Origin of the sequence: Martinezella tropici (assembly GCF_003287875.1) — a bacterium.
Lineage (GTDB): Bacteria > Pseudomonadota > Alphaproteobacteria > Rhizobiales > Rhizobiaceae > Rhizobium > Rhizobium tropici_C.
This window is the reverse complement of record NZ_QMKK01000025.1, coordinates 287,119-306,883: the sequence shown is the minus strand read 5'-3', so window position 1 is coordinate 306,883 and position 19,765 is coordinate 287,119. Positions and strand designations below refer to the sequence as shown.

The window sequence follows — 19,765 nt, the reverse complement described above, 5'->3', positions numbered from 1 at the left end:
GGGATGTCTTTGGATTGGCTCTCTCGAACCGCGGTTCTATGTCACCCTGTCAATTTTTAATGGCAACAGCTTGGATTTGTGACTTTGCAAGCCACCATGATGGGCGTATTCAATGATCATATGATTGCTGCCGGTAATGCACGGCCTCCTTGAACGCCAATCTCCGAAATTTCATCCCATGACCGTTGCCCGGACCACAGAAGAACCTTCCGAAGCAAGCTTCGGCCGGCAGTCCCGTATCATCGCCTTGGTGGTCGCCGTCTCCTTCTTCATGCAAATCCTGGATGGCACCATCGTCACCACGTCGCTGCCGCAGATGGCGATGACCTTCGGCGTCGAGCCGGTGTCGATGAGCATCGGCATCACGGTCTATCTGCTAACCATGGCGGCCTTCGTCCCGCTGGCCGGCTGGGCCGGCGATCGCTATGGCGCGCGGCGTGTATTCCTGGCATCGATCATCATCTTCACCGTGGCATCACTGTTCTGCGGTCTTTCGGGCCGTCTGACCGAGTTCATCACTGCCCGCGCCATACAGGGCGTCGGCAGCGCGCTGATGACGCCCGTGGGACGCATCATCGTCCTGAAAAACGCGCGCAAGTCCGATCTGGTGCATGCCATCTCGATGATCACCTGGCCGGCGCTGACGGCTCCCGTCATCGGTCCGGTGCTCGGCAGCTTCATCACCACCTATCTCAGCTGGCACTGGAACTTCCTGATCAATATCCCGATCGGCATCATCGGGCTCGGTCTCGTCCTGCGCTTTGTGCCGGATCAACGGGAGGAAAAGGCTGCGCGGCTCGATTTCATCGGTTTCCTGCAATCGGCGGCGGGGTTGACCTTCCTGCTCGCCGGTCTGGAATTCGTGGTCCAGGGAACCGCGGGCTTGGCACCCAGCATCGGGCTCATTGCCGTGGGCGTGGTCTTCTCCGTCATCGCCACCCGGCATTTCATGACGGTCGATGCGCCCCTGCTCGATCTCTCCGCCTTCAAGGTGCAGACCTTCGCCATGTCCACGCTTTCGGCCGGTACGGCGAGCCGGGTCGCGATCAACGCCACGCCCTTTCTAATTCCCTTGCTCTTCCAGGTCGGGTTCGGGCGCACGGCGATCGATGCCGGCACCTATCTGCTGTTCTACTTTGCCGGCAATCTCGGCATGAAGGCGATCACCACGCAGACGTTGAGAGTCTTTGGCTTCCGCAATGTGCTCGTCGTCAATGGCCTGATCTCGTCGGCCAGCATCGGCGGCTGTGCGTTCCTGTCGCCGGCGACGCCGGACCCACTGATATATTGCCTGCTATTCATCGCCGGCCTTTCGCGGTCTATGAACTTCACGGCGCTGAATACGCTTGGCTTTGCCGATATCCATGCCGCGCAGCGCAGTTCGGCCTCGACATTGTCGAGCATGCTGCAGCAGGTTTCGCTGCTGCTCGGCGTTGCCGTCGCTGCCGCCGTTCTTAATCTCTCGCGCATGATTCATGGTGGGGAAACGCTCTCGCTTGTCGATTTTCGCTGGGCTTTCCTTGTCGTTGGGCTTATCGGTGCCATCTCCGCATTGCGCTTTATCAGCCTGCCGCACGATGCCGGCGCAGAGGTGTCCCGCCATAAAGTGAAGACCTGATCAAAACCTTAGAATTCTTAACGATATTGAGACGCAAGCCGCTGTAAAAATGGCTCGTCCGTTCCCATATCAATGTTGCTTCAACTCCCATAGGAGGCAGTCTTATGCTGCTCAGAACCCTCGCCATCTCCGCTCTCGTCCTCGGCATGTCCAGCGCCGCCATGGCGGAACAAGCTCATAAGCATCATCCCAAGCGCGTCAATGTCGAGGCGTTCCAGGCGGATGTCGGCAATGTCGACCATTCCAAGGACGCAATTCTCCCGGACGGCACCATCAACACCGACCCGTCGGTAACCGGCCCGATCCGCGCCGGCGACTCCATTTCCCGCCTGCAATGCGCCGCTGCCCCGAACTCCGTCGGCGCTCGTTCGAGCACCTATAGTGCAGGCTCCGCTTCTCTTTGCCCGTAATGGCGTGATGGCTCGCGCTGGCCTTAGGCCAGCTCGATATCCGTTTGGCTGAATCGGTCGCTTTTCGACAATAGCGGCTGGCGATAATAGCGGGCGCAGGCATAGGTCATGCAATCGTCAAGGCTGAGGCGCGCCCGATGGTCGCCTTGGCCATAACGCTGATAAGCTTCCGTCGCCAAGGCGGCGGCGCGGGGCGGCACCGCAAGCAACTGAATGTTCATGAGCTGCAGAAATGTGCGGACAGCTTCGCCGGCCTCGGTCGGCGACAATCCCAAAATATCTGAGACCAGGATAGCGGCATTCGCTGCGGAAAGCGGCGAGGTCATTCGCGCCGTTGCCGGCTGCATGCGGATGGCAAAGGCACGCGCCTCCTCTTCGTCGGTCATCATCGCCGACAGTACCGTCGCGTCGATAAACATCAGGCCTCTCCCGCGGTGCCGGCACTTGCACCTTTGCCAGTGGCTTTCTGCTTGAGATTGCGGCAGAAGGCGACGGCGACATCGGCCAAGGCCGGCTTGGTCAGCTCTTCATCCAGCGCCTTCTGCAGCGCGAGCCGCACTGCCTCGGTCTTGGTGGAAGCCTTGGTCAGCGCCTGGTAGCGCCGTGCCAGCCTATCGATGGCATCGTCCTTGATGTAAAGCGGCATGGAATATCCTTCTCAGTTTTCTGGATATCCTTAGGGTGTATCAGTCTCCAGGGCAATCGCGTCTTGCGGATCACTTTGCGCTCCTCCTCTTGCGATATTTAGATGACGGACATCATCTAACGTGCTAGCAATGACAACTGAAGATACCGTTTGCTGACCGTGAGGAGATGTCATGCCCGCTATCGATCCCGTCGTTATCGTTTCCGCCACGCGCACGCCGCTTGGTCGTTTCCAGGGCGAACTCTCGTCATTGCAGGCGCCGGAACTCGGCGCGCATGTCATTCGCGCGGCTTTGGAGCGTGCCGGTCTTTCGGCAGAAAGGGTGGATGAGGTTCTCTTCGGCTGCGTCCTGCCCGCAGGGCAGGGACAGGCACCCGCTCGCCAGGCTGCTCGCGGGGCTGGCTTGCCGGATGCCGTCGGTGCCACCACCGTCAACAAGGTATGCGGCTCCGGCATGAAGGCGACCATGCTCGCGCATGACCTGCTTCTCGCCGGTTCGGCCTCCATCGCGGTTGCCGGCGGCATGGAATCCATGTCGAATGCGCCCTATCTGCTCGCCAAGGCCCGCGGCGGCTATCGCATGGGCCATGACCGCATCTTCGACCATATGATGCTCGACGGGCTCGAGGACGCCTATGAGAAAGGCCGCTCGATGGGCGATTTCGGCGAGATGGCGGTCGAGGCCTATCAGTTCAGCCGCGACGATCAGGATGCCTATGCAGTGGAGACCCTGTCTCGCGCTCGCAAGGCGCTCGAAACCGGCGCTTTCGAAGCCGAAATCACCCCGGTGTCAGTGATGGCGAAAGGCGGTCCGGTAACAGTCGCCAAGGATGAGCATCCGCAGAAGGTTTCACCTGAAAAGATCCCGACGCTCAAGCCCGCCTTCCGCAAGGATGGCACGATTACCGCTGCCAGTGCGTCGGCCAACGCCGATGGCGCTGCCGCCCTGATCCTGACGCGCCGCTCGCTCGCCGAGCGTGAGGGATTGCCCATCCTCGCCGAAATCAAGGCGCATGCCACGCACTCCCAGGAGCCGGCCTGGTATACCACCGCGCCGATCCCGGCGATCCGCAAGGTGCTCGACAAGACCGGGTGGAAGATCGGCGATGTCGATCTTTTCGAGATCAACGAGGCCTTCGCCGTCGTCGCCATGGCGGCCGCGAAAGAGCTCGGCATTGCGCGCGATCGGCTCAATATCAATGGTGGCGCCTGCGCCCTCGGCCATCCGATCGGTGCCACCGGGGCACGGTTGATCGTGACGCTGCTGCATGCGCTGGAGCGTCAGGGTGCGAGAAAAGGCATCGCGGCGCTCTGCATCGGCGGCGGCGAGGCGACGGCGATTGCGGTAGAGCGCGTTGGCTGACTGGAGTGATATGGAGACTGGTCAGGCATGCCTATTGATGCCGCCGCCGTGGGCATGGCCCCTCATCCCAACCTTCTCCCCGCTGATGCGGGGAGAAGCGACGACCGTGCAAACAGCCAGCCTCCTCATTTGGGTCGAGCCGCGCAGGGTGCTTTAAGAGCTCCCTCGCCCCGCTTGCGGGGAGAGGGCTGGGGTGAGGGGCCAGGCACATCATTCCGACATCAAGCCATTCGATTGACCTGCCGAGGCGGCATCCTCACTCCTCCGACAACTCTTCCAAAATCGGGCAGTCCGGCCGCTCATTGCCGTGGCAGGCGTGGACGAGATGTTCCAGCGTGCGGCGTAGCTCCGTCAGTTCCCGGATCTTGCGGTCGATCTCGATGAGTTTTGCGGTGGCGATGTCCTTGACGTCGGCGCTGGCGCGGCTCTTGTCCTCGTAGAGCGCCAGCAGCTGCCGGCACTCCTCCACCGAGAAGCCGAGGCTGCGCGAGCGGTGCAGGAAGCGCAGCTTGTGCACGTCATCGGCGCCATAATCGCGGTAGCCATTGTCGCCGCGGTCGGGGCGGATAAGGCCGATATCCTCGTAGTAGCGGATGGTCTTGGCCGGCAGGCCGGAGCGGCCCGATGCTTCGCCGATATTCATTTTTGTTCTCCTATTTCGCCAGCCGCAGCCTCAGCGCATTGCCGATGACTGAGACCGAGGACAGGCTCATGGCGGCTGCCGCGATCATCGGCGACAGAAGCAGGCCGAAGACCGGGTAGAGCACGCCGGCTGCCAGCGGCACGCCGAGCGCGTTGTAACCGAAGGCGAAGGCAAGGTTCTGCTTGATGTTACGGATGGTCGCCTCCGACAGATGGCGCGCCCGCACGATGCCGTTGAGATCGCCCTTCACCAGCGTAATGCCGGCGCTTTCCATGGCGACGTCGGCGCCGGTGCCCATGGCGATGCCGACATCGGCTGATGCAAGTGCCGGAGCATCATTGACGCCGTCGCCGGCCATGGCAACGATGCTGCCCTTGGCCCGCAGTTCGTCGATCAGCGCCTTCTTGCCTTCCGGCAGCATGTCGGCGCGCACCTCGTCGATGCCAAGCTGCTTCGCGACGGCGGCGGCGGTCTTGCCGTTATCGCCCGTCGCCATGACGATCTTCAAGCCACTCTCATGCAGCGCCTTGATCGCGGCGGCCGTGGTCGGCTTGATCCGATCGGCGACAGCGACAAGGCCGGCCAGCTTCCTGTCGATGGCGACGAACATCACGGTCTTGCCTTCGCCGCGCAGGCGTTCGGTCTCGGCCTTCAGGGAGTTAGCCGAAACGCCAAGATCGGTCATCATCGCGGCATTGCCGAGCGCGATCGCGGTTTCGCCGGTGCGGCCCTCGACGCCCTTGCCGGTCACTGCCGAGAAGCCGGAAATGTCGACGAAATGCGCTCCCCGCGCCTCGGCGCCGGCAACGATCGCCTCCGCCAGCGGGTGCTCGGAGCCGCGCTCCAGGCTGGCGGCGAGCGAGAGGAGGCTGGCTTCATCGGTACCTGGCGCGGTGACGATGTCGGTCAGGTTCGGCTTGCCCTCGGTCAGCGTGCCGGTCTTGTCGACGATCAATGTGTCCACTTTCGCAAAGCGTTCCAGCGCCTCGGCATCGCGCACCAGCACGCCCTCATGGGCGCCGCGCCCGGTGGCGATCATGATGGACATCGGCGTTGCCAGGCCTAGCGCGCAGGGGCAGGCGATGATCAGCACGGCGACGGCGGCAAGCAGCGCATGCGCCAGCCGCGGCTCCGGCCCGACAAAGGCCCATACGGCGAAGGCGATGATAGCGGCCGCGACGACGGCTGGCACGAAGACGGCGGAGACGCGGTCGACCATCGTCTGGATCGGTGCGCGCGAGCGCTGCGCCTTGGCAACGAGCTCGACGATGCGTGACAGCGTCGTCTCGGCGCCGACCTTCTCGGCCTGCATGATGAGCGTGCCGTTCCTGTTGATCGTCCCGCCGGTCAAAGCATCACCCTTAGCCTTTTCGACCGGCAGGGGCTCGCCTGTGATCATCGATTCATCGACGGTGGATTGGCCCTCGATGACGGAGCCGTCCACGGGGATGCGCTCGCCGGGGCGCACACGCAGCCGGTCGCCGGCCTGGATTTCGTCGACGGGCACATCGGTTTCGCTGCCGTCGGCGCCGATGCGCCTCGCCGTTTTCGGCGCGAGGTCGAGAAGCGCGCGGATGGCCGAGCCGGTGCGTTCGCGGGCCTTTAGTTCCAGCACCTGACCGACGAAGACCAGCGCAACGATGACGGAAGCTGCCTCGAAATAGACGGGCACGCTCTCGCTATGCCCGCGGAAGCTCATCGGAAACAGGCCGGGGGCAAGCGTGGCGATGACGCTATAAACATAGGCGGTGCCGACGCCGAGGCCGATTAGCGTCCACATATTCGGGCTTCTGTTGACGAGCGAGTTCCAGGCACGGCGGAAGAAGGGCAGGGCCGCCCACAGCACGACCGGCGTCGCAAGCACGAGTTCGAACCATGTGGCGATCGGTTCTCCGATCCAATCACGGATGGGTAGGCCGATCATCGGACCCATGCTGATGATGAGCAGCGGCAGCGACAGCGCGGCACTGATCCAGAGACGGCGCGTGAAATCGATCAATTCCGGGTTCGGGCCTTCATCGACCGAGGGCACGCCCATGGGCTCCAGGGCCATGCCGCATTTCGGGCAATCGCCGGGATGGTCGCTGACGACTTCGGGGTGCATCGGGCAGGTATAGAGCGTGCCCTTCGGTACCGGCTTCGGTGCAGGCTTGTTGCCGTTGAGGTAGGCCGATGGATCCGCCTCGAACTTTGTCCTGCAGCCGGCCGAGCAGAAATAGAATTTCTCGCCCTCGTGCTTCAGGAAATGGGGCGCCGTGGCGCGGTCGACCGTCATGCCGCAGACGGGATCGTTGGCGGTGAGATAGCTTTCCGGCGCAGCCTCGAACTTCGCGCGGCAGCCATTGCAGCAGAAATGGAAGGTGCGGCCTTGATAGTCCAGCGATGGTTTGCCAGCGTTCGGATCGACCGTCATGCCGCAGACGGGATCGCGTGTCACCGCCTCTTGCGGGTGATCGTGATGATGGTGATGACCATGGCCGTGATGGCTGTGATCATGTTCGTCATGCAATGTCATATCAAACTCCATTGCCCGGAATCGGACGTTGGATAGGTTTATGAACCTTCCTGTTACTGGAAGGTCAAGATGAAAAATAGTGATTGTCGTCCACAGTTCACAGAACTCCTTTCCTATCGCATCACACAGGGCGGTGATAAGTTCCGTAAGGCCGATTCAATAAAGCGATTCCAATGCGATATGATTTGACCACGCTCCCGATTCCGACACTTCTGCCCGCCATCATCAAGGCGGAAGACATGCTGGCGCGTCTGGACGAGCGCGTTCTGCGGCATGCCGTGGCGGACGGTTTTCGCGAGCGCGGGCATTTTTTCGATGCCGCGGGTGCCCTCTGGGTTAGCGGTGAGCTGGTGCATGTGGAGGATCTGGTCCTGCACGATGCGCGCATGGATACACGCACGCCGACCCATGAATTGACCATCGCTCACGCCGTGCTGCGGACGAGACGCCGTCTTTGGACCGCCGATCCTTCCTGGGGACTTGAGGCGACCGGCCTTGCGGTCCTGCGTGGTGACGCGGGGGAGGCCGACGAGGCGATCGTGGTGCGTCCGACACTTGCCGAAGCATCGGAGCCCGAGGTGTCGGAGGATGAGGATGACGATTTCGGCGTCGATTTTGCCGAGATCGACGCCATTCTCGCCCGATCTGACAAGGTCCTAAATGGCGGTGTCCCGGAAGCCCGGCCGGCGACGGTCGATGTCCATGATCCGCTTGCGCTCGTTCGCGACGAGGATTGGGATGAAGACGAGCGACTGGAGCACTGGCGCGCCACCCTTCGCGATGCGGATCGGCTGCCGCCGGTTCTTGGTGCTGCCGTGCTTTTCGACGCCTGGGAGCGGATCGAACCGCTGCGCCGGCAGCACTGGCTTGGCGGCTTGCTGGCGAGTGCCTATCTGCGCAGCCGCGGCAAGATCACCTCACATCTCTTCTGCCTGAATGTCGGCCTGAAAGCGGTCCGGCACGATCGGCGGCGCGCGTCGGACCGCATCACGCGCCTGACGGCCTTTCTGGAGGCCATGGCGCTTTCGGCCGAATCGGGCCTGAAGGAGCTCGACCGTCTGTCGCTCGCCAAGCTGCAGATGGAATTGAGGCTCAAGGACCGGCGCTCGAACAGCAGCCTGCCGGAGGTCATCGATATCGTGCTGTCGCGACCGATTGTTTCGGCGAAGATGATCGCACGGCATGTCGGTGTTACCTCGAGAGGCGCGCTCAATCTGGTGGCCGAACTCGGCTTGCGCGAGATGACAGGTCGCGGGCGTTATCGCGGCTGGGGCGTGCTTTGACCGGTTCAACCGGCCAACACGTGGGCATATCTCGTCCTTGCAACTACAACCCTGGTTTTTGTCTAATGTAACAGTTTGTTACGCTAAGTCGCGCTAAAATGGACAAAATTTAATGGCCATACCAAATTCCTAAGCGGCTCGATGCAAGCTAGAGTCGCGCCATCTTATCGGCGATCGCAGATCGCCGAAGGTTTTGAAGGAAGGTGTGTTGATGGCTCGGACATTTCGGGTCGCGGTATGGTTGGCGATCATCGGCGCGGTTGGATACGGCGCCTATGCGACCCGCGATCGCTGGCTTGGCCCGGCGGAGAAGCTGCTCGGCTATCAGAATGCCGCAGCGCCAGCCGAGCAGGCGCAAGGCGAACGCCGGGGCGGCGGACGAAGTCAAGGCGGTGGCGGAGGGCGGCGTAGCCTTTCACAGTTCAGCGGCCCTGTTCCGGTGCTGGCCGCCGACGCTAAGACCGCCGATGTGCCCGTCTATATCGATGGCGTGGGTTCGGTAAAGGCGTTGAACACCGTCACCGTGCGGGCGCAGGTCAGCGGCAAGATCGTCGAAATTGATTTCGTGGAAGGCCAGGATATCAAGAAGGGCGATGTCATCGCCCGCATCGACGATGGAGTCTACAAGGCCCAGCGTGATCAGGCGGTTGCCAAGAAGGCACAGGACGAAGCGCTGCTTGCCGGCGCTCAACGCGATCTCGCCCGCTTTCAGCTGATGGTGAAGAGCGCGTCTGGCACGCAGCAGCAGGTCGACACCCAGACCTCGCTGGTGGCGCAGTATACGGCACAGGTCCAGGTCGATGTGGCAGCCATCGAAAGCGCGCAGGCAACGCTGGACTATACGACGATCAAGGCGCCCATCGACGGGCGCACAGGCATCCGCAACGTCGATGTCGGCAACCTCGTCAGCTCGTCGGATGCGACCGGCATCGTGACGCTGTCGCAGATCCGGCCGATCTCCGTACTGTTTTCCATTCCGCAGCAGCAGCTAGCCCGCATCAATGCGGCAAGCGCGGCCGGAACGCTTGCTGTGCAGGCCATGGGAAGCGATGGCCAGACGGTGGTCGACAATGGCACGCTGGCGGTGGTCGACAACCAGGTCGACCCGACCACGGGCACGGTCAAGCTGAAGGCGAATTTCCCCAACGAGAAGCTGGCGCTGTGGCCGGGCGCTTTCGTCAATGCCCGCCTGCTAGTGGAGACGCTGAAGGGCGTCACTGTCATTCCAAGCGGCGCCGTGCAGCGCGGGCCGAACGGCACCTTCGTCTATATCGTCAGCCAGGACCAGACCGTTGCCATGAAGCCGGTGAAGGTACGCCAGCAGGACGACACGCAGGCCGTCATCGCCGAGGGCGTATCCCCCGGCGACAAGGTGGTGACCACGGGTTTCGCGCGGCTGCAGGACGGGTCGAAAGTTCAGATTTCGGCCAATCCGGATGAAGTGGCGCCAAATGCCCCTGCATCGAAGGATCAGGGACAGCCCGTTGCGGAGAACGATCCGCAGACGAGCCAGGACAACGGCAATGGCGGCGAGCGGCCGCACCGTCGGCACAACGGCCAAGGTGGCCATCGCGGTCAGGACGGTCAGCCTGCCGCGAGTGAGGGGCAGGGCGCGGATACGGGTGGCAACTCCGTATCCAACAATTCATCCGCCGCGCCGACGCAGCAACAATGAACGTTTCGTCGCTCTTCATCTCCAGGCCCATTGCCACCTCGCTCCTCGGGGTAGCCGTGCTGCTGGGCGGCATTCTCGGCTTTCTCTTCCTGCCAGTCGCGCCGCTGCCGCAAGTCGATTTTCCGACGATCCAGGTGACGACGCAGCTTCCAGGCGCCGATCCCGATACGATGGCGGCGCTGGTGACCGCGCCCCTGGAGCGGCCGCTCGGCCAGATCCCGTCGCTCGCCTCCATGACTTCGTCGAGTGCCTTCGGCATCAGCCAGATCACGCTGCAATTCGATCTCGGCCGGGATATCGATGGCGCCGCGCAGGATGTGCAGGCGGCGATCAATGCCGCCGGCTCGACCTTGCCGCGTACGCTTCCCTATCCGCCGACCTATTCGAAAGTGAACCCGGCGGATACGCCGATCGTGACGCTGGCGCTACGCTCCAACAGCTATTCGATCCGTGAGCTCAGCGATTTCGCCGATACGATGATGGCGCAGCGCCTGAGCGAAGTCTCAGGCGTCGGCGACGTCAACATCCAGGGCGGCGTCAAGCCTGCCATCCGCATCCAGGTGGACCTGCCGCGTCTCGCTTCCTATGGCCTGGCCCTTGAAGATATCCGTACCGCCATCACCAATGCCAGCGTCGCCGGCGCCAAGGGTGCGCTCGACGGCACGCAGCAGAGTTTCACGCTTGCCGCCAACGACCAGATCGTCGATCCGAACGTCTACAAATCGGTCATCGTCGCCTATCGCAACAGCGCGCCCGTGCAGTTGAAGGACGTGGCAACCGTCGTCGAAGGACTGGAAAACAACCGCGTCGGTGCCTGGTATCAGGGACAGCCCGCGGTCATTCTCGACATCATGCGCCAGCCGGGCGCCAATGTCATCCAGACGGTCGAGAACGTGCTGAAGCAGCTTCCGAAGCTGAAGCAGGCGATGCCGGCCGGCATTTCGCTCGATATCGTCAATGACCGCACCGAGACCATCCGGGCTTCGATCCATGATGTACAATGGACGCTGGTCATCAGTATCGGCCTCGTCATCTTGGTGGTTCTGCTGTTCTTACGAACGATGACTGCGACCTTCATTGCAGGCGTCGCGCTGCCGCTGTCGCTGATTGCCACTTTCGGCGTCATGTGGTTTGCCGGCTTCAGCCTCGACAATCTCTCGCTGATGGCGCTGACGATCGGCACCGGCTTCGTCGTCGACGACGCCATCGTGATGATCGAGAACATCGCTCGCCACATAGAAGAAGGTGAAAACCCGATGCAGGCGGCGCTGAAGGGCGCCGGCGAGATCGGTTTCACCATCATTTCGCTGACCGTCTCGCTGGTTGCTGTTTTTATCCCGCTGCTGTTCATGACCGGGATCGTCGGTCGCATGTTCCGCGAATTCGCGCTGACTCTGACCATTGCCGTCGTCGTGTCGGCCGTCGTTTCGCTGACGCTGACCCCGATGATGTGCGCGCGTATCCTGCGCAAACCCAAGGAGCGGCAGGGCGGTTTCCTGGCCGGCGCCGATCGCTTTACGGAGTGGCTGATCGAAGGCTATCGCCGCAGCCTCGTCTGGACGGTGGATCGCAGCGCCCTGATGCTCATGATCACGGTCGTGACGCTGGCCGCGACGATCGCGCTCTATGTCGTCATCCCCAAGGGTTTTCTGCCGGCTCAGGATACGGGGTTGATCACCGCCGTCATCGAGGCCGAGCCAACCACGTCTTTCGAAACGATGAAGCAGATACAGGCCGATGTCGCCGGCCGGCTGCGCAAGGATCCCGATGTCAGTGGCGTCGTCTCCGTCATCGGCACCAGCGCCAGCAATCTGACACTGAACACGGGCAATCTCAGCCTTGTGCTGAAGCCGAGGAACCAGCGTGACGCTTCCGCCGATCAGATTATCGACCGCATGCGCGAAGAGGTCGCCGGCATGCCGGGCATCCATGTCACCTTCCAGAGCGTGCGTGACATCTCGATCAGCACCCGGGCGAGCCGCGCGCCCTATCAGTACACGTTGACGGCGACGGATACGGCGACTGTGGTCGGTTGGGCCGCAAAGCTGGCGCAGCGTCTGCAGCAAAGCCCGAAGCTCATCGATGTCGCCTCCGAAGTCGAAATGGGCGGCGGCCGCATCTTCGTCGATGTCGACCGTGAGACCGCCTCGCGGCTCGGCGTTTCGATGCAGGCCGTCGGCGATACTTTGAATGATGCCTTCGGTCAGCGTCAGATCGCGACGATCTACGGCCAGGCCAATCAGTATCGCGTCATTCTGGAGGCTGCACCAGAATACCAGTCGGATCCGAAATCGCTCGACAAGCTATATGTCGCCGGCGCCAGCGACACGCAGGTGCCGCTCAACGCCTTCACGACGGCGAGCTTCACGACAGCGCCGCTGGTCATCAGCCATGATGAGCAGTTTCCGGCCGTGACGCTCAGCTTCGATCTCGCCAAGAGTGCGTCGCTCAGCGATGCCGTCGCCGAGATCAAGGCGGCGGAGCTGAATATCGGCATGCCCGACAATATTCAGCGCAAATATTCCGGCGATGCCGAGGAATTCGCCTCGTCACTCGCCGGCGAGCCCTGGCTGATCCTGGCGGCGGTCGTGACGATCTACATCGTGCTCGGCCTGCTCTATGAGAGTGCCGTTCATCCCGTTACGATCCTTTCGACGCTGCCTTCGGCCGGTGTCGGCGCCCTACTGGCGCTGATGCTGTTCGGGCAGGATCTGTCGATCATCGCGCTGATCGGCATCGTGCTCCTGATGGGCATCGTCAAGAAGAACGCGATCATGATGATCGACTTTGCGCTGGAAGCGGAGCGCAAGGAAGGTCTCGAGCCGCGCGAGGCCATCCTCAAGGCCTCGATCCTGCGTTTCCGGCCGATCATGATGACGACGCTGGCAGCGCTCTTCGGCGCCCTGCCGCTGGCGCTGGCGCAGGGCACGGGTGCCGAGCTGCGCATTCCGCTCGGGATCACCATCATCGGCGGGCTCGTGCTTTCGCAGCTCCTGACGCTTTATACGACGCCGGTGATCTATCTGGCTTTCGAGCGCCTGCGCGCCCGGATCGTCGGCCGCACCAGCGGCATGCCAAGCACCGAAATGAACGAATTGGCGGGTGACGAGACATGAATATCTCCGAGCCGTTCGTCAAACGCCCGGTCGGGACGACGCTTCTGGCGATCGGGTTGGTGATCCTCGGCATCGTTGCCTATCGCTTTTTGCCCGTCGCAAGCCTGCCGACCGTCGACCTTCCCACCATCGTCGTCTCCGCCAGCCGTCCCGGCGCCGATCCCGCCAGCATGGCGGCGAGCGTTGCAGCCCCGCTTGAGCGCCATCTCGGCACGATCGCCGGCGTGACGCAGCTGACATCGGTGAGCTCGCTCGGATCGAGCACCATCATTGCCCAATTCGACCTCTCGCGCAGCGTTGATGGCGCCGCCCAAGACGTGCAGGCGGCGCTGAACGCGGCGGCGACCGACCTGCCGGGCGATCTGCCGACCTTGCCGTCCTTCCGCAAGATCAATCCGGCTGCGGCCCCCGTTCTTATTCTGGCGCTGACTTCAGACAACGTCTCTCCGAGCGCCATCTATGATGCGGCGGATACCGTGGTGGTGCAGCGCATCTCGCAGGTGGATGGCGTCGGCGGTGTAACGGTGAGCGGTGCCGATCAGCCGGCGATACGTGTTCGCCTGGATCCCGACAGGCTCGCGGCCATGGGCCTATCGCTCGATGCCGTGCGCACGGCAATCGTCAACGCCAATGTGCTCGGTCCCTTCGGCTCCATCGATGGAGCAGGCGGCGCGTTTTCCGTTGCCATGAACAGCCAGCTGCGCACGCCGGAAGCCTATGGAAGGATCATCGTGCAGAGCGGCGACGGCACAGCCGTTCGTCTCTCCGATATCGCCACAGTCGAGCCGGGCGTGCGCAACAGTCGCTCCGATGCCTGGTATGATGGCAAGCCGGCCGTGCTGCTCAACATCACCAAGCAGGCGGATGCGAATGTCATCGCCACTGTCGATGGCGTCAAGCAACTGATCCCCGAGCTGCAGCGGCTCATCCCCGCCGGGGTGAACGTCTCCATTCTTTCCGACCGCACCACGACGATCCATGCCAGCGTCAACGACATGCAATGGACGCTGCTTGCCACGATCTGCCTTGTCATGGCCGTGGTCTTTATCTTCCTGCGGCGCGCCACGCCGACCTTTGCCGCCGGCGTCACCGTGCCGCTGTCGCTTGCCGGGACCTTTGCCGCGATGTGGCTCTTCGGGCTGTCGATCGACAATCTCTCCCTCATGGCGCTCGCCGTCTCCGTCGGCTTCGTCGTCGACGACGCCATCGTCATGATCGAGAACATCTATGCCAATCTGGAAACCGGCATGAAGCCCATGCGGGCGGCGCTCGAGGGCGCCAAGCAGATCGGCTTCACTGTCATCTCGATCAGCCTATCGCTGCTTGCCGCCTTCATACCGCTGTTCTTCATGGGCGGCATCGTCGGCCGCTTCTTTCAGACCTTTTCGCTGACGCTCGGCTTTACGATCGTCGTTTCGACGTTGGTATCGCTGACGCTGACGCCGATGATCTGCGGCCATCGCCTGCGTCCGCATGATATCGATGCACGGCCCGGTCCGTTCGGCCGCCTCGTCGAGGGCACGTTGGCTGCGATTATCGGATTTTACGGCCGCACGCTGAAGGCCGTGCTGCACCATCGAGTTCTTTCCGTACTTGTCATCATCGCCTGCGTGGTCATGTCGGGCTATCTCTACGTCAAGGTTCCCAAGGGCTTTATTCCGCAGGACGATAACGGTTTCATCCAGGGCGGAACGCAGGCGGCGACCGATATTTCCTATCCGGCCATGGTGAAGCTGCAGCAGCAGGCCGCCGATATCGCCTCGAAGGACCCCGCCGTTTCCGGTATTGGCTCCTCCGTGGGTGGTGGAGGCTTCTCCAGCTCCATCAATCGCGGGCAGCTCTTTATCTCGCTGAAGCCGGAATCGGAGCGTGCGCCAACGGCCGACGTCATAGACCGGCTCCGTAAGCAGTTGATGGCCGTTCCAGGCCTCAGCACCTTCCTGTTTTCGCCCGGCGATATCCGCGCCGGGGCGCGCCAGTCGCAATCGCAGTATCAATTCACCGTCTGGGGCGCGAATTATGACGAGCTGGTCGAATGGGCACCCAAGGTGTTGCAGCGCCTCCAGGCCCTTCACGAACTGACCGATGTCGCGACCGACAGGCAGCCCAACGGCTTGCAGGCGACCGTCAATATCGACCGCAGCATGGCCTCGCAGCTCGGCGTCAACATCCAGTCCATCGATGCCGCGCTGAACAACGCTTTCGCGCAGCGGCAGATCTCGACAATCTACACGCAGCGCAACCAGTATCGCGTCGTGCTGGAAGCGGATCCGAATTATGCGCTCGACCCACATGATATTTCTAAGCTCTATGTGCCGGCCTCCGGCGGCACGCAAGTACCGCTGAGCGCCGTCGCATCGATCGATCGAACGCTCGCGCCGCTGGTGGTCAACCACCAGGGACAGTATCCTGCCGTGACGATCTCCTACAATCTGGCGCTCAATATCCCGCTGCAGGTGGCCAACGATGCCATACAGAAAGCCGTGCTCGACATGCATCTGCCCGATACGCTGCATGCGGATTTTGCCGGCGATGCCGCGAGCGTCACACAATCGTCCGGCAGCCAGCCGCTCTTGCTGCTGGCAGCTTTGCTGACGGTCTATATCGTCCTCGGTATCCTCTATGAGAGCCTGGCGCATCCGCTGACGATCATCTCGACGTTGCCGTCGGCCGGTCTCGGTGCGCTGCTGGCGCTCGCCGTCAGCGGTACGGAGCTGACGCTGATCGCCTTCATCGGCATCATCCTCCTGATCGGCATCGTCAAGAAGAACGGCATCATGATGGTGGATTTCGCCCTGCAGGGCGAGCGAACGCTCGGCCTGTCTTCGGAGGAGGCCATCTATCAGGCGTGCCTCAAGCGTTTCCGGCCGATCCTGATGACGACGCTGGCGGCGCTGATGGGCGCGATCCCGCTGATCATCGCCACCGGCCCAGGCTCGGAGCTGCGCCGGCCGCTCGGCATCACCATCGTCGGCGGTCTTGTCGTGTCGCAGGTGCTGACGCTCTATACCACGCCGATCATCTACCTGATGCTTGCCAAGCTGCATGCGAGATGGTCTCCGAAGCCGCAGACTGCGGCGGCGGTTCCGGCTTCGTCGAACTGACGGGCGCTGTTTCACTGATCATTGGTGGAGATAGAGGATGCCCGTGTAGGGCTTTGAGGCCAGACATATAGTTCTTGCCCATTCTCTCCGAGAGAGAAGGATCTATGGTGCCCACGCTCCTCACGCACAGCAGGAAACTCTTTCGGAGTACGTGCTATCAAAATAAAAGGGCTCCCGCATTGCCGACGGGAGCCCTTTTTGGTTCAAGCCGCTTCTCGATACCGATGGCGAGCTATGTTTCGTTAGTGCGTGCTCCCGGTATCGGTCGCGGGAGTGTCCGCTGCCGTCGGCACGACTTTGCCCTTGAAGATGCGGCGCACCGAGACGAAGAGCAGCGGGATGAAGAAGATGCCGAGCACGGTCGCCGAGATCATGCCGCCCATGACGCCGATGCCGATCGAGTTCTGGCTGCCTGAGCCGGCACCGTTGGCGATCGCCAGCGGCATGACGCCGAGGATGAAGGCGAGCGAGGTCATCAGGATCGGCCGCAGGCGCTGGCGGGCTGCCACCAGCGTCGCATCGATCAGGTTCTTGCCCTGGTTCTGCTGCTCGATGGCGAATTCGACGATCAGGATGGCGTTCTTGGCCGCCAGACCGATGGTCGTCAGCAGGCCGACCTTGAAGTAGACGTCATTCGACTGACCGAACAGGGTTGCAGCCAACAAGGCGCCGAAGATGCCGATCGGCACCGACAGCATGACGGCAAGCGGGATCGACCAGCTCTCATAAAGGGCGGCGAGCGCCAGGAAGACGACCAGGATGGAGATGGCATAAAGCTGGCTTGCCTGGTTGCCGGAGAGCTTTTCCTGGGCGGAGAGGCTGGTCCATTCGTGGCTGAAGCCCGGCGGCAGGCTGGCCATGATCTTGTCGATCTCGTTCATGGCGTCTCCCGAGGAAACGCCCGGCGCTGCTGACCCCTGGATTTCGACGGCGGACGAGCCGTTATAACGCTCGAGGCGCGGCGAACCATAGTTCCATTGGCCGTTCGAGAAGGCCGAGAAGGGTACCATGTCGCCACCGGAGTTGCGCACGTACCAGCGGCCGAAATCCTCCGGCTGCATGCGGAAATTCTTGTCGGCCTGTACGTAAACCTTCTTCACGCGACCGCGGTCGATGAAGTCGTTGACATAGGTGCCGCCCCAAGCCGTCGACAAGGTCGTGTCGATGTCGGAAAGGGCGATATTGAGCGCACTCGCCTTTTCCTGATCGATGTTCAAGGAATATTGCGGCGTATCTTCCTGGCCGTTCGGACGGGTGCCGAACAGCTTTGGGTTCTTTGCCGCGGCGCCGAGCAACTGGTTGCGGGCCTGGATCAATGCGGCATGGCCGGCACCGTTGATATCCTTGATGAAGAAGTCGAAGCCGCTCGAACTGCCGAAACCGGGGATCGCCGGAGGCGCCAGCGCGAAGACGTTGCCGTCCTTGATCTTCGAGAAGGCACCCATGGCGCGGCCGGCAATTGCCTGCGCCTTCGACTGCGGCGTCTTGCGCTGGTCGAAGTCCTTCAACCGGACGAAGACGATACCGACATTCTGGCCCTGGCCGCTGAAGCCGAAACCGGCGACCGCGAATGCACCTTCGACATAGTCTTTCTCGTTGTTGAGATAATAGTCCTTCACCCGATCGAGCACGGTCCATGTGCGCGAATTCGTAGCGCCTGGGGGGAGCTGGATGGCTGTCAGCAGGATGCCTTGATCCTCATCCGGAAGGAAGGAGCTCGGCAGCCGGTTGAACAGGTAAGCCACCGCACCGCCGATTGCGACGAATACCAGCAGGAAGACGATGGTGAGGCGGATCATGCCGTGGACGCTGCGTTGGTAGCGATGCGTCGCGCGCTCGAAATTGCGGTTGAACCAGCCGAAGACGCCCTTTTCCTTCGCCCCGTGTTTGGGTTTTTTCAGGATGGTGGCGCAAAGGGCCGGCGTCAGGATCAGGGCGACGATGACCGAGAGGATCATCGCCGAGACGATCGTCACCGAGAACTGGCGGTAGATGACGCCGACCGAACCGGAGAAGAAGGCCATCGGGATGAACACGGCCGACAATACCGTGGCGATGCCGATCAAGGCACCGGTGATCTCCTGCATCGATTTGATTGTCGCCTCGCGCGGCGACAATCCTTCTTCCTCCATCACGCGCTCGACGTTTTCGACGACGACGATGGCGTCGTCGACCAGAAGGCCGATGGCGAGCACCATGCCGAACATGGTCAATGTGTTGATGGAATAGCCGAAGAGCGAGAGCACGCCGAAAGTACCGAGCAGGACGACCGGAACAGCGAGTGTCGGGATCAGCGTGGCGCGGATGTTCTGCAGGAAGACGAACATGACGATGAAGACGAGCACGATGGCCTCGAACAGCGTCTTGACCACGTCCTCGATCGACAGCTTCACGAAGGGCGTCGTGTCGTAAGGATAGACCACCTCGACATTCGGCGGCAGCGTCTGCTTCAGATTGTCGATGGTCGTCCGCACGGCTTCCGCCGTATTGATGGCATTGGCGCCGGACGCGAGCATGACGGCAAGACCGGCCGAGGGATGGCCGTTATAGGTGCTCGAGGTCGTATAGCTTTCAGCTCCGAGCTCGACGGTGGCGACATCGTTGAGACGGACCAGCGAGCCATTGGGCTGGCTCTTGAGGATGATGTTTTCGAACTGCTCCGGCGTCTGCAGGCGGCTCTTGGCCGTTACGGTCGCGTTGAGCTGCTGACCCTTGCGCTGCGGCAGGGCACCGATCTGACCAGCCGAAACCTGCGAATTCTGCGACTGGATCGCGCTGGTGACGTCGCTCACCATCAGCTGATATTTGGCAAGCTTGTCCGGATCCACCCATATGCGCATCGCATAGCCGGAGCCGAAAATCTGTGTGTTGCCGACGCCTTCGATGCGCTTGAGCGTATCGTTGAGCGTGCTGGAAACATAGTCGGCGAGGTCATTGGAGTTGAGCTTGCCGTCGGTCGACACGAAACCGACAACCATCAGGAAGTTCGATGTCGACTTGGAAACGATGATCCCGGTCGACTGCACGGTCGTCGGCAGCTGGGCGGTGACGAGCTGCAGCTTGTTCTGCACCTGCATCTGCGCGACGTCGGGATCGGCCTTGTTGGTGAAGGTCAGCGAGATCGACGCCTGGCCGGTCGATGTCGATGTCGATGTCATATAGTCGAGATTGTCGATACCGGTCATGCCCTGTTCGATGACCTTGGTCACCGAGTTTTCGACGGTTGCGGCATCGGCACCGGAATAGGTGGCGGAAATGCTGACCGTGGTCGGCGCGATCTGCGGATATTGCGAGATCGACAAGGTGAGGATCGAAAGCGCGCCGGCGAGCATGATGACGATGGCGATGACCCAGGCAAAGATCGGCCTGTCGATGAAAAAACGAGACATCAT

The 19,765-nt window shown here is 62.0% G+C and carries 12 protein-coding genes; 7 read left to right on the top strand and 5 right to left on the bottom strand.

What is annotated here, in order from left to right; all coding sequences use genetic code 11:
• Positions 1 to 178 precede the first annotated feature (178 nt).
• Positions 179 to 1,618, top strand: coding sequence for an MFS transporter (locus DQ393_RS09520; protein ID WP_112341490.1), 1,440 nt, complete (start codon positions 179 to 181; stop codon positions 1,616 to 1,618).
• 104 nt (positions 1,619 to 1,722) lie between these two features.
• Positions 1,723 to 2,028, top strand: a complete 306-nt coding sequence (locus tag DQ393_RS09515) for a hypothetical protein (RefSeq protein WP_112341489.1) — start codon at positions 1,723 to 1,725, stop codon at positions 2,026 to 2,028.
• A gap of 23 nt (positions 2,029 to 2,051) precedes the next feature.
• Here DQ393_RS09515 and DQ393_RS09510 read toward each other — a convergent pair whose 3' ends face one another.
• Positions 2,052 to 2,447, bottom strand: coding sequence for a type II toxin-antitoxin system VapC family toxin (locus DQ393_RS09510; protein ID WP_112341488.1), 396 nt, complete (start codon positions 2,445 to 2,447; stop codon positions 2,052 to 2,054).
• The gene (locus DQ393_RS09505; protein WP_112341487.1) at positions 2,447 to 2,674 is read right to left on the bottom strand and encodes a type II toxin-antitoxin system VapB family antitoxin; all 228 of its coding nucleotides are present in this window, start codon (positions 2,672 to 2,674) and stop codon (positions 2,447 to 2,449) included. The genes DQ393_RS09510 and DQ393_RS09505 overlap by 1 nt, the downstream gene beginning before the upstream one ends.
• Before the next feature lie 172 nt (positions 2,675 to 2,846).
• On the opposite strand from DQ393_RS09505, the gene DQ393_RS09500 reads away from it, so the two are divergent.
• Positions 2,847 to 4,037: an acetyl-CoA C-acyltransferase gene (locus DQ393_RS09500; RefSeq protein WP_112341486.1), complete on the top strand. Its 1,191-nt coding sequence runs from the start codon at positions 2,847 to 2,849 to the stop codon at positions 4,035 to 4,037.
• Positions 4,038 to 4,293: 256 nt separating this feature from the next.
• Here DQ393_RS09500 and cueR read toward each other — a convergent pair whose 3' ends face one another.
• Together cueR and DQ393_RS09490 are read right to left on the bottom strand one after the other, a co-directional pair.
• Positions 4,294 to 4,680, bottom strand: a complete 387-nt coding sequence (cueR, locus tag DQ393_RS09495; RefSeq protein ID WP_112341485.1) for a Cu(I)-responsive transcriptional regulator — start codon at positions 4,678 to 4,680, stop codon at positions 4,294 to 4,296.
• Between the two features lie 10 nt (positions 4,681 to 4,690).
• Positions 4,691 to 7,195, bottom strand: a complete 2,505-nt coding sequence (locus DQ393_RS09490) for a heavy metal translocating P-type ATPase (RefSeq protein WP_112341728.1) — start codon at positions 7,193 to 7,195, stop codon at positions 4,691 to 4,693.
• 173 nt (positions 7,196 to 7,368) lie between these two features.
• On the opposite strand from DQ393_RS09490, the gene DQ393_RS09485 reads away from it, so the two are divergent.
• The 4 genes from DQ393_RS09485 (at position 7,369) to DQ393_RS09470 (ending at position 16,373) form a co-directional block, all read left to right on the top strand.
• On the top strand, positions 7,369 to 8,478 hold the full coding sequence (locus DQ393_RS09485; RefSeq protein ID WP_112341484.1) for an RHE_PE00001 family protein: 1,110 nt from the start codon (positions 7,369 to 7,371) through the stop codon (positions 8,476 to 8,478).
• Positions 8,479 to 8,689: 211 nt separating this feature from the next.
• Positions 8,690 to 10,153, top strand: coding sequence for an efflux RND transporter periplasmic adaptor subunit (locus DQ393_RS09480; RefSeq protein ID WP_112341483.1), 1,464 nt, complete (start codon positions 8,690 to 8,692; stop codon positions 10,151 to 10,153).
• A complete protein-coding gene (locus DQ393_RS09475) occupies positions 10,150 to 13,269 on the top strand; it encodes an efflux RND transporter permease subunit (protein WP_112341482.1) in 3,120 nt (1,039 codons plus the stop codon). Before DQ393_RS09480 ends, DQ393_RS09475 begins: the two co-directional genes overlap by 4 nt.
• A complete protein-coding gene (locus DQ393_RS09470; protein ID WP_112341481.1) occupies positions 13,266 to 16,373 on the top strand; it encodes an efflux RND transporter permease subunit in 3,108 nt (1,035 codons plus the stop codon). The genes DQ393_RS09475 and DQ393_RS09470 overlap by 4 nt, the downstream gene beginning before the upstream one ends.
• A 242-nt stretch (positions 16,374 to 16,615) precedes the next feature.
• On the opposite strand, the gene DQ393_RS09465 is transcribed toward DQ393_RS09470, so the two are convergent.
• On the bottom strand, positions 16,616 to 19,762 hold the full coding sequence (locus tag DQ393_RS09465) for an efflux RND transporter permease subunit (protein WP_112341480.1): 3,147 nt from the start codon (positions 19,760 to 19,762) through the stop codon (positions 16,616 to 16,618).
• Positions 19,763 to 19,765: the final 3 nt, after the last annotated feature.